This is a genomic window from Dysgonomonas sp. BGC7, from assembly GCF_001261735.1.
Classification (GTDB): domain Bacteria; phylum Bacteroidota; class Bacteroidia; order Bacteroidales; family Dysgonomonadaceae; genus Dysgonomonas.
Genome location: NZ_CVRP01000013.1, coordinates 33779 through 46183, shown reverse-complemented (window position 1 = coordinate 46183; position 12405 = coordinate 33779). Strand labels below are relative to the sequence as shown.

General features: G+C 38.0%; 6 protein-coding genes and 1 tRNA gene. 5 read left to right on the top strand and 2 right to left on the bottom strand.

What is annotated here, in order from left to right; genetic code table 11:
* Nucleotides 1-4 precede the first annotated feature (4 nt).
* From BGC7_RS12390 to BGC7_RS12380, 3 genes are read left to right on the top strand one after another with little or no spacing between them, the layout of a single operon-like run.
* Complete coding sequence (locus tag BGC7_RS12390) at nt 5-3475, top strand: hypothetical protein (protein WP_050701920.1); 3471 nt, start codon at nt 5-7, stop codon at nt 3473-3475.
* Nucleotides 3476-3482: 7 nt separating this feature from the next.
* On the top strand, nt 3483-7307 hold the full coding sequence (locus BGC7_RS12385; protein ID WP_157258717.1) for a DUF6443 domain-containing protein: 3825 nt from the start codon (nt 3483-3485) through the stop codon (nt 7305-7307).
* A gap of 1 nt (nt 7308) precedes the next feature.
* Nucleotides 7309-7836, top strand: a complete 528-nt coding sequence (locus BGC7_RS12380; RefSeq protein ID WP_050701918.1) for a hypothetical protein — start codon at nt 7309-7311, stop codon at nt 7834-7836.
* Between the two features lie 251 nt (nt 7837-8087).
* Here BGC7_RS12380 and BGC7_RS12375 read toward each other — a convergent pair.
* Nucleotides 8088-8171: transfer RNA gene (locus BGC7_RS12375), tRNA-Leu, on the bottom strand.
* A gap of 154 nt (nt 8172-8325) precedes the next feature.
* On the opposite strand from BGC7_RS12375, the gene BGC7_RS12370 reads away from it, so the two are divergent.
* Complete coding sequence (locus BGC7_RS12370; RefSeq protein ID WP_050701917.1) at nt 8326-9408, top strand: mannose-1-phosphate guanylyltransferase; 1083 nt, start codon at nt 8326-8328, stop codon at nt 9406-9408.
* 10 nt (nt 9409-9418) lie between these two features.
* Nucleotides 9419-10837, top strand: coding sequence for an adenosylhomocysteinase (ahcY, locus tag BGC7_RS12365; RefSeq protein ID WP_050701916.1), 1419 nt, complete (start codon nt 9419-9421; stop codon nt 10835-10837).
* Nucleotides 10838-10911: 74 nt separating this feature from the next.
* Here the strand turns inward: ahcY and gltA are convergent, their stop codons facing one another.
* Nucleotides 10912-12384: an NADPH-dependent glutamate synthase gene (gltA, locus tag BGC7_RS12360; RefSeq protein ID WP_050701915.1), complete on the bottom strand. Its 1473-nt coding sequence runs from the start codon at nt 12382-12384 to the stop codon at nt 10912-10914.
* Nucleotides 12385-12405: the final 21 nt, after the last annotated feature.

Here is a 12405-nt window from a genome sequence, read left to right as displayed (position 1 = left end):
GAAGATGAAAAAAATCACAAGCATAATTCTTTTAGTCTTATCTACATTCAATTGTTTTTCTCAAGAAGATAAAATAAAAGCACCAGAGATAATTCCTCCGTCTCCACATGTTCGCAATTTTCTGAAGTATGGAGAAATTCCAGTTTCGAATTATACTGGTGTTCCTAATATAAATATTCCTATCCATACTATACAACTAAAAGATATAGCATTGCCTATAGTTTTATCATACAATGCTTCAGGAATTAAGGTAGAAGAAGAAGCCAGTAGAGTTGGCTTAGGCTGGGTGCTCAATGCTGGAGGTATGATTTCTGTTACAGTAATGGGAAAACATCATGATTTTAATGAATGGGCTTATTTTAATGATGGACGAGATAATTTACTAAATGATTTAACCGGAGCTACATATCTTTCTAATTTTATGTTCACAGGTCCCAAAAATGATCTTCCTATTTCCTATGCACTTTCTGGCATGTCTATGGATATTCTATATAGTGCTATTATTTCGGATGATTTCGGTTCTCCATGTGATCGTGGGACTGAATTAGCTCCAGATGTTTATAACTATAACTTTGGAAGTTATTCTGGTAAGTTTATTTTTTCACATTCTGGTAAAATAATAAAAGAAAAAGAAGATAACGTTTTGATAATTCCAGAGAAAGTTAAAGACCAAAGTGGATATGATATTCTAAAATCATGGAAATGTATTACGCCCGATGGTACAATATATCATTTTGAAGTAACAGAGAAGACGACCTACACAGACCGTCCTAAATCTGAGAATTATAATAGCTGTTATTATTTATCAAAAATAGAAACAGTAAATGGTTCTGTTATTAATTTAAACTACAAAAAGTCTAGATCTTACTTAGGACGTTTTCAAAAAACCGATGATTCCGAAATCATGTCCTATGGATACGCCTATTACGAGGTTGTATTCCTCGACAACATCAGTTATCCTGGAGGTAAAATTAGATTCGATCATAAATATGATAGAGAGGACTATCAACCGGAACCGAGATTATCCGCGATTTACATAGATGATGAAAGAGATATTAATAAGTCCGAGTGGATACTTGACCATGAATATTTTGTAGCAAATAAAACTGAAATAGATTACCCTACTTTGTCTAAGTTGAATTGGCATATAACAAATAGTATCTATTACAATGACTCTTGGAATAACACTTTTTATACTGAATCATGGAATAAGAAGAGACTTAAATTAAAAAAGATAACCCATACTAATAGTGCAGGGAATATTTCTCCTGAAGTCTATAGTTTGTATTACAATGAGACTAATATACCGACAAAACTATCTGCATCTATTGATCATTGGGGGTATTATAATGGAGCGTTGAATAAAACTCTTGTTCCTGGTTATTTCCATGATGTATCTCAGAAAGACGGTGTAATAGACGTTCGTCATCAAGGTAGAGATGCTAATAGAGAGCCGAATAGCTCTTATAATCAGGCATTGATTCTAAAAGAAATAGTTTATCCAACAGGAGGGAAAACAAAATTCACCTATGAATCTAATCAATATAAAAACAATAATTTTGAGAATGACCCATACAAAAAGGATTACATGTATAGACTGAGTACTGCTGAACTTTCAGGCAATCAAAACCGAGGACTGAATAATATACCTTTAATGGTTGAATCTTTTACAGTTTCAGGCACTTCTGCAAGGATGTGTAATCTAAATGTGCTATTTTTACTGGATAAGAATTTGTATTCTGGGGATCCAAGTCTGAAATTGAGTATTAAAAAAACACAGAATAGTTCCGAAAAATTTTGGGAATACAATTTCAATTCGCTTATTCTTCCCAACCCTCCAATAACAAAAGATACAGAAGTTTCTAAATATTTTGACAATATATTATTATCCCCTGGAACCTATGTGATAATGGCGGAGGGCACATTATTTAAGCAGTTAAGATCAATAGATATAAACGTTAATAGCCTGGAATATCCAGATGAATTTCTCGAAAAGAATCCTGTTGGAATAGGTGGGGGGATAAGAATAAATAAAATAGATTTATTAGATGTTGATAATCGCTATATTTCAGGAAAGGAATATTGGTATGTTTTAGGGAATCCAACTAGTAGCGGTGTCCCATTTGGAGAGACATCAGGGAAGTTGATGTTTTACCCCAGATATAGAAAAGATTATAAAACAATAGGAACTAATGGATTAAGAGGTGGTGGCTACTCTGTTGGTTATTCTACTGTTCATATTATAGACTATAATAAATTAGGGTCTCAGATAGGCAGAACAGTTTATGAATACATAAATATACCAGATAAGGTTATAAACTATTCATGGATAAATAAGTACGTTAGCTATGATTCAGCTCTAAAATCAAAAGACGAAAATCCTTCTGGTCTTGATGGTTATAAACACTCTGAGAATGGGACTTTGCTGAAAGAATCCAAAATGCTTTTAAAAAACAATAGATACCAAGAACAGGAGGTGATAGAATACAAATATCTAGGATTAGGAGGGGGACCTTATATTGTATGGGGTGTTCGGAAAAATCAACCAGATGCATGGAGGCTAATTTCCAATGGTATGGTACCCTGTATCAACGATCATAATCTAGATTTTTTGCGTAATGTTTTAGATGTTGATTCCTACAATAGTTATGCCCATTCCACAGAAGCTTGGGCATACCTTTACCCAGCTATAAGACCAATGCAATACAAACTAAAAGAAAAGATTCATAAGCTATATGAAGAAAATGGTGTTGTTGAAACTATTACAAATTATGATTATAATTTAAAAGATCAGCTTATAAAAGAAACTTTAAAATCAAATTCTAAAGAACTCAGATCTATTGATTACAAATATCCTCCTGATATAAGCTCTAATTCGATTGTCAATAAATTGACGGAGGCTAACCGTATCAACGTCCCTGTAGAAATAAAGCAAACCATAAATGGACAGATTTTTCAGACAATAAATGAATATGCACTATTTAACAATATACCTCAATTATCTATTGTTGAAACAAATACTGGTGCAGATAGAGCCATTGAAGCTCGAATTAGATACCATCAGTATGATGTCTACGGAAATCCTATACAAGTAAGTATGTATGGGGGAATGAATGTCGTTTATCTGTGGTCTTACAATGGACAGTATCCAATAGCTGAGATTAAGAATACAACTTATGCAGATGTAGTCAGTGTTTTAGGGCAAAGTTTAATAGACCGTGTCACAAGTTCTTCTGTTCCATCAGATGCAGATATGTTGGTTGTGAATTCTTTACGCAAGAATACAACTACGCTAAAAGATATTCTAATTACAACCTATACATATAAACCTCAGGTGGGTATAATCTCAGCTACAGATTCTTCAGGAAAAACCATTTATTATAGCTATGATAAATTTGACCGCTTAAAAGAATCTTATATTGACGATGCTGGAAAAAAGATAATACAAGCGTATGATTATTTCTATTCAAAATAATACTTCTATGAAAAAAAAATATATATACATATTGATCTTATTTCTTAGTATAGTAATTCGGGGGCAAAGTCAGATTATACTGACAAATCCGCCTCAAATTATTGATTTAGGTACTGTTGAAAAAGATATTTATAGTGATTATGAGCTAAGATATATAACGGGTAGTCCAGGGTCATTAGAATTTACTTTTAAGCTTGCAACAACAACGAATGTATTCTTTAGAATTGATAAAGTTGGTTATTTAGGGGGAGCGTCTATAAGTACACTGTCCGGAACTCCGGCCACCTATGTCAGAGGTGCGGATGATCCTAATTATATAGGTGGATCAACAGAACCTAATTATAAAGAGTGCGAATATACGTGTTACCCTAATTCGACTTATAAATACTTGGTATATGGAATGAGTGCTGAACAAATTGCTAAAATTAAAATTAGGGGAGGGCAATATATTGGAAGTGATACCAATACGGAGAATAGTACGATGAATTATATTCTTACATTAATTCCCCAGAAAGAAGTTTCTTCGATAAACTATAGCAATGGAACTGTAGGCAATTATTTAGATAATAATGACATATTGATGAATATTCAGTATTTCGATGGTTTGGGCCGTCCTGTACAGTCCGTTCAACGGGGTATCACTCCCGACACTTTGGATTTGGTAAGCATTCAGGAATATGAAGCTTTCGGCCGGGAATCCAATGCTTGGTTACCGGGTAAGGCTACTGCTTCTAACGGAGCATTTGTTTCAATAGAAACAGCCAAAAGCTATGCCAAATCCTCCAATGGCGGAGACCTGAAGCCTTATTCGATGCCAGTCTACGAGGCCTCTTCGTTGAATCGCGTCTTGAAACAATTTGGTCCCGGACAGGATTGGCAGAACAATAGTAAGGCTGTAACGACAAGCTACCTTACAAACAGTGGTACGACAGAGGTCTTATCTTGTGTCCAATACACCAGTTCTTGTGGTATAAATACAGTTATAACTAAAAGCGGAAAATATGCACCAGGAGAACTTTATGTCACAGAAGCAAAGGACGAGGACGGAAATACTTCCTATGAATTTAAAGATAAATTGGGTCAGGTAGTACTTACACGTCAAATAAATAACAATCTTAGTCACGATACTTATTATATATATGATAATTTAAGGAACTTGAAAATGGTATTGCCTCCTATAGCCTCTGATATGGTCAACACAGATGCTGCACAGCTAAATGCCGATAGTTATGTTCGTGTTAATTTGGCCTATATCTACCAATACGATAACCGCAACCGCTGTATTGCCAAGAAACTTCCCGGTTGTGATTGGATATACTATGTTTATGACAAAGCCGACCGTCTGATCTTTACCCAAGACGGGGAGCAATATAATAAAAGCCCGAAGGAATGGACATTCTCTATTCCCGATGTCTTTGGGCGTGTTGTATTGACAGGCACCTGCACCAACAACCTTGACTATTCGGCTAATCCCTTTGCAAACATCGTTGTAAAGGCAAGCTATAATACTGGCCGTACAAATCCGTCAAACAGCTATACGGTTACAGGGGTCACTCTATCTACGCCAACGATGTTATCTGTTAATTTTTACGATGGTTATGAATTTTTAGGTATTACGGGAGTACCCAATACCGCTGACACGCAATATACTACCGAGGCAGGTTACGGAGTCTGCTACGGCGATCATCAGGCAGCTAACAAATACAAGAACAAAGGTCTGCTGACAGGAGCGCTAACGGCCCAGATGAAATCTGACGGGTCGGTTGACCCTGTCTACCTTTATTCGGTGATGTACTACGATAACCGAGGCAGAGTTATCCAAACCAAGAGCAACAACCACCTGATCGGAGGTATCGAAAAGGAGTACATCGCTTACAACTTCACAGGACAGCCGACTCAGAGAAAATATGTGCATCTGGCAACGGGCAAGAATACCCAGACAGAGGTCTATGCTTATACCTATGACCATGCCAGACGCTTAACCAAGACTACCCACCAGTTGACAGATGGCACAACAGTTAAAGATCAGGTTACTCTTGCTGAAAACAGCTATGACGAACAGGGAAGGCTGAAGGCCAACAAGAAAAATAATCAGACAAACCTGAATACCACTTATGCCTATAATGTGCGTTCATGGACAAGCAACATAACCAATACGCATTTCAATGAAGCATTAACCTATAGCTATAGCGGCAATATTTCATCCATGCAGTGGGGACAGGCCGGCAAAAATCGGAAATACAGCTTCACCTATGACGACCTCTCCCGCCTGAAAGCCTCCACCTATACAGGCGATGGCAATTTTAATACAGCCTATAGCTACGACAAGCATGGCAATATGATGACTATGCAGCGTTACGGGCTGACTGCCGCCGCCACTTACGGGGTAATAGACAACCTGACGATGACCTACACAGGCAATCAGATGAAGACCGTCAATGACGCTGTAGCCGATATAGCCCTGAATACCTCGATGGACTTTAAGGATTACAGCAATGCAGCCACAGAGTATACATACAATAGGAACGGAGCTATGACCCAGGACTTAAATAAAGGTATATCATCGATAAGCTACAATAGTCTGAACCTGCCCCTGATGGTGGATATCAAAAACAAGACCACCGAAGGACGTAATGAATATACTTACTTGGCATCAGGACAAAAGTTGAAAGCCGTTCAAAAATGGAACCCGAACTATTCGACTACTCCGGTTATCGGCTCTACCATCAACATGGCAGCACTGACACAAAGCCAGACAACGGATTATGTAGGAAACATTATCTACGAAAACAACACGTTGAAAAGAATATTGGTAGACGGAGGCTATTATGAAGCAGGAAATTACTATTTTTATATTCAAGACCATCTGGGTAACAACCGGATAGTAACCAATGCAGCGGCATCGGTGGTGCAGAGTACGCAGTATTACCCTTTCGGGACATCGTTTGCAGACGCAACAGCAGCAAACACCCAGCCGTATAAGTACAACGGCAAGGAATTGGATGCACGTAACGGACTGAATATGTATGATTACTCTGCGAGGTGGAAGGATGATTTTAGGTTTACTACTATCGATCCACGAGCAGAGAAATACTACTCTATATCTCCGTACGTTTATTGCGCCAACAATCCGTTGAAATACACAGACCCAAATGGAGATACGATTAGAATTAGTATTTATGATGCTACTGCTCAAACAATAAATTCTTATTATTATGGAGCAGATGCAAATGGAGATTATGGATTCATTGGAGCTAATGGTGCATTGTATTCAGGAAATGATGCTTTTGCAGGTTCTCTCACAACCGCTTTAGGCAAATTAAGAGAAAAAGGAGCAGGCAGAGCTCTTGTAGATGATTTAGCTAATTCTACAAATACTGTAACGATTGGCAATAGTAATGGAAATGGAAATGGAGCTTATACTAACTCTAATGAAATCCGATGGAATGATGCAAATGCAAATCCATACTCACCTCGCCCTGGATTTGTTGGATTAGGGCATGAGATGGGACATATACAAGCAGCATGGAATAACACGACATTTCCCGGAACAATGCCTACCGTGAACGGAATAAAAATAGATGATTCTGAGATATATACGACTCATATAGAAAATCAGATAAGAGCAGAACATGGAATTTCATTAAGAACTCATTATGTCTATGATACTAATGGCAATGGTATTAACTCTACCCGAGTTATAAATGCAACAACGTCTGCCAGTTTATTCTATACCCAACAACAAACTCATTCGGCAACACGAATAGTAAACGGTTCTCCGGTTGTTACAAATACAATAGTTAATGTTCCATTTGTATATAGAGGTTACTAATATGATTTACAGATTAATTATACTTATAGGATTTTTCTTTCTTTTAACAGGAAAGGCCAATGCTCAATTAGATAAGCCAACACTTAAAGTTATTTACAAACAACAGAAAAACAAAAATGATATTTTAGGTGTTGCCAATCGATTTGATTTTGCACGACAAGAATTAAATAAACTAGATAGTTTATCTTTTATTAATCAGAAGATGGATACTGTTTATTTATTAGAAACGTATGATATGGAAACTGGTATATCTTATGGGAGTATATGGAATAAATGTAAAAGATTGAATTATACATATTATCATGGAGGGGTACTAGAATTTAAGGCTGATGATTTTTTTGCTCGATATATGAGAGCACTAGTATCGGCATGGGATATTGATGCTATTAGAAAAGAAGAAAAAAGAGGTTCTAAACCTATATCGCCTAATGACATATACGCTACTCGGATAATTATTGGTAAAAAAACGAAAATAGATTTTTTTACATTTAATGAATTCTCCGATTTATGGATAGACGCTTCTGAATAGGATAATTTGAAAGATTAAAATTTATCAATACCGACCCCCACTTCAATGAGAAGCGGGGGGTATTTTGTTGCTGCCTAGGTTCATAATCTCCTAAGCATACCTATCACAAGGCCAATGTTGTATATATCTTCTTTGAGTATTTGGACGTAAGTATATAGTTCTTTATTAAAAATACGGACACATTGCGGACATGGATAATAAAACAAAAACGCTAAATCGTTATTTTAAAATGATTTAGCGTTTTCAGATCGTACCCAGAGCCGGGATCGAACCGGCATGGAAGTGAATCCACTGGTGTTTGAGACCAGCGCGTCTACCAATTCCGCCATCTGGGCTTGTGAGGTGCAAAAGTACACATATTTTTGATATTTCAAAGCTATTAGAGAAACTTTTTTGATAAAAGAGTTACATATTTTTTACACCTATTGTTGTTCTTTTGTTTTGTTTGTATTTTAGTAAGATGTAACTTTGCATAAATTCTAAAAAAACATGAACAATAAGAATAATTTCTGTGTGATCATGAGCGGCGGCATAGGAAGTCGCTTTTGGCCTTTTAGCCGTGAGGCTCGTCCAAAACAGTTCCTCGATTTCTTTGGCACAGGGCGTTCCCTATTGCAAATGACCGTTGATAGATTCAAGAAGATACTCCCTGTTGAGAATATTTATATTGTTACTAATAAAGAATATTCGCAAATGGTTATGGATGAGTTGCCTGAACTGAATTCTAATCAGATCCTGCTTGAGCCAATGCGTAGAAATACCGCTCCATGTATTGCCTTTGCAACATATCATATCAATTCTTTTGCTCCGAATGCAAATATTGTAGTAGCTCCGTCTGATCATTTGATTTTGAAAGAGGAGGAGTTTTTGACAATAATACAAAATGCCTTGTCATTCGTAGAAAAGCATAATACTCTATTGACTTTAGGAATACGTCCAAGCCGTCCGGAGACTGGATATGGTTATATTCAAATGAGTGAGGAGAGTCTGGATGGGGTTACCAAAGTAAAGGTTTTTACAGAAAAGCCAAATTTAGAACTCGCAAAAGTCTTTTATGAAAGTGGAGAGTTTCTATGGAATTCAGGCATATTTATCTGGAATAATAAAACAATTCTTGATGCATTTCATCAATATTTGCCAGAGATTACAAATCATTTCGATCAAGGATTAGATTATTTTGGTACAGATAGAGAAAAAGAGTTTATAGATGAGAATTTCCCATTTTGCCCTAATATATCTATCGATTATGGTATAATGGAAAAGGCAACAAACGTGTATGTACAGGCAGCTGACTTTGGTTGGTCCGATTTAGGTACATGGGGTTCGTTGTACGAAATATCAGACAAAGATGAAAATGCAAATGCAGCATTGATTGCCAATACATTATTTTTTGATAGCTCAGAGAATGTCGTAACTCTTCCTGCTGGAAAACTAGCTGTTATACAGGGTATGGATGGCTATATCGTTGCAGAGGCTGATAATGTTTTGTTGATTTGCAAGAAAGAAGAAGAACAACGAATTAAGCAGTTCGTTACAGACGTAAAGCTAAAATACGGAGAGAAATATATTTAAAAGCATTAAAATGTCAAAAGAATTAATTCCCAACCTGCCATATTTGGTAGCAGATATTACACTAGCCGATTTTGGCAGAAAAGAAATAGAAATTGGCGAACACGAAATGCCGGGGCTAATGGCTCTTCGCAAAAAATATGGAGAGTCGAAACCTCTGAAAGGAGCCCGTATCATGGGATCGTTGCACATGACTGTACAAACAGCTGTGTTGATAGAAACCCTTAAAGAATTAGGTGCTGACATACGTTGGTGTAGTTGCAATATATTCTCTACTCAAGATCATGCCGCCGCTGCTATAGCTGCTGCCGGAATACCTGTATTTGCATGGAAGGGTGAAACTCTTGAAGAATATTGGTGGTGTACCGAACAAGCTTTGAGTTTTCCCGGCGGTAAAGGGCCCAATCTTATTGTAGACGATGGAGGGGATGCTACTCTTCTTATTCACTGGGGATATAAAGCCGAAGAAAAACCTGAATTCCTCAATCGCAAAGGTTCTAACCACGAAGAACAAGTCGTAATAGATACCCTGTCGCGTATACTCAAAGAAGATAGTAATCGTTGGCATCGCACTGTAGCCGACTGGAAAGGAGTTTCGGAAGAAACAACTACCGGAGTACATCGTTTGTATCAGATGATGGAACGAGGCGAACTTTTGATTCCTGCCATCAATGTCAATGACTCTGTTACAAAATCGAAGTTTGACAATTTGTATGGTTGTCGTGAATCTCTTGCTGATGGTATCAAGCGTGCAACAGACGTGATGATAGCAGGCAAGGTGGCCGTAATAGCCGGATACGGAGATGTGGGTAAAGGTTGTGCTCACTCTATGCGCTCATATGGTGCTCGTGTTATAGTTACTGAGATAGATCCTATTTGTGCTCTTCAGGCGGCAATGGAAGGGTTCGAGGTAACAACAATGGAAGAGGCCGTAAAAGAAGGCAATATCTATGTAACTACTACAGGCAATAAAGATATAATCACAATAGAACATATCGCTCGCATGAAAGATCAGGCTATTGTATGTAATATAGGGCATTTCGATAACGAAATACAGGTAGAAAAACTTGTGAACTATCCAAGCATTAAACATGTCAATATAAAACCACAGGTAGATAAATATACTTTCCCTGATGGACATTCTATATTCCTTCTTGCTGAGGGGCGTTTGGTGAACTTAGGTTGTGCAACAGGACACCCGTCTTTCGTAATGAGTAACTCTTTTACTAATCAGACATTAGCGCAAATAGAATTATGGCTGAACGATTACGAAGTAAATGTATACCGTTTACCTAAGCATCTTGATGAGGAAGTTGCTCGTTTACATCTTGAGCAAATAGGTGTAAAACTATCAAAACTGAGCCAAGAACAAGCTGATTATCTGGGAGTGCCTGTAGAAGGGCCTTTCAAACCGGAACATTACAGATATTAAAATTCTGTTGCCAAAATAAAAACAGGCTGATCGCACATTGCAGATCAGCCTGTTTTATTTTATACTAAGTCGTTTTAACTGTTAAATGCTTTGTCCATAGCAGCGGCGGCCTTGCGCCCATCGCCCATCGCCAAGATAACGGTTGCGCCGCCTCTAACGATATCGCCTCCGGCATATACTTCCGGCAAAGCAGATTGCATTGTTTCTTGATTTACAATTATAGTACCCCATTTCGACATTTCCAAGCCTTTGAAGGTGGAAGGTATAAGTGGATTTGGAGATACCCCGACACTAACAATTACCTCATCTACATCAATCCATTCAGTAGCTCCTTCGATAGGTCTGGGGCTTCGGCGTCCGGAAGCATCCGGTTCTCCAAGTTCCATCTTTTGTAAAAGCATTCGTTGCACATGCCCTTTCTCATCTCCTTCGTAGCGTATCGGATTGTGTAATGTATGGAATTCAATACCTTCTTCTTTGGCATGCTTCACTTCTTCAAGGCGTGCAGGCATTTCTTCTTCCGAACGACGATAAACAACCATTGCTCGTTCTGCACCTAAGCGTCTTGCTGTGCGCACAGCGTCCATCGCAGTATTGCCAGCTCCTATAATTGCAACTTTCTTGCCTTTCTGTACCGGTGTGTCACTCTCCGGGTTCGATGCATCCATTAGGTTTACACGTGTCAAAAATTCGTTTGAAGACATGACCCCAATAAGGTTTTCTCCCGGTATATTCATAAAGTTTGGTAGTCCTGCTCCACTGGCTACGAAAATACCCTTATAGCCATCTTCCAGTAAATCTTCACGAGTGATAGTTTTTCCGACAATGCAGTTGTTTATGAACTTAACTCCCATCTTACGAAGTACCTCTATTTCTACTTCTACAACACTGTTTGGTAAACGGAATTCGGGGATGCCATATTTTAGTACTCCTCCTATTTCGTGAAGGGCCTCAAATACAGTTATATCATAGCCTTTCTTCGCCATATCTCCGGCAAATGACAAGCCTGCAGGCCCAGAGCCTACTACTGCTATTTTTATCCCATTGGCCGGAGCTAATTCCGGTAAAGACATCTTTCCGCTTTTTTGCTCATAATCGGCAGCAAATCTTTCCAGATAGCCTATCGCAACAGGTTCTTTTTTCATTTTCTGTATATATATACATTTTGCCTCACATTGCTTTTCCTGAGGACAAACACGTCCGCAGACAGCAGGGAGAGCACTAGTTTCTTTCAGAACTTTTGCCGCTTCAAGAAATTCGCCTCTCTCTATGTTTTTTATGAATGTAGGAATATGGATACCTACAGGGCATCCTTCCATACAAGTTGGATTGGCACAATCGAGGCAGCGGGCAGCTTCAAATACAGCCTGCTCTTCTGATAATCCTAGGTTTACTTCTTCTTTTAATGAGTGGCTTCTATATTCAGGATCTAATTCTGGCATGTGAACGCGGGCTCTGTCACCACGTTCTTTTGCTTTCATACTTCTACGAAGTTCGTCTCTCCACGGTTCATTCCTTCTGGATTGAATATATTCTTGTTCTGTCATAATTTTCCGGTGATAGTAGTT

Bases quoted from the DNA above. Each gene is read 5' to 3' on its own strand.
- BGC7_RS12390 (WP_050701920.1), top strand. From the start codon at position 5: ATGAAAAAAATCACAAGCATAATTCTTTTAGTCTTATCTACATTCAAT.
- BGC7_RS12385 (WP_157258717.1), top strand. From the start codon at position 3,483: ATGAAAAAAAAATATATATACATATTGATCTTATTTCTTAGTATAGTA.
- BGC7_RS12380 (WP_050701918.1), top strand. From the start codon at position 7,309: ATGATTTACAGATTAATTATACTTATAGGATTTTTCTTTCTTTTAACA.
- BGC7_RS12370 (WP_050701917.1), top strand. From the start codon at position 8,326: ATGAACAATAAGAATAATTTCTGTGTGATCATGAGCGGCGGCATAGGA.
- ahcY (WP_050701916.1), top strand. From the start codon at position 9,419: ATGTCAAAAGAATTAATTCCCAACCTGCCATATTTGGTAGCAGATATT.
- gltA (WP_050701915.1), bottom strand. From the start codon at position 12,384: ATGACAGAACAAGAATATATTCAATCCAGAAGGAATGAACCGTGGAGA.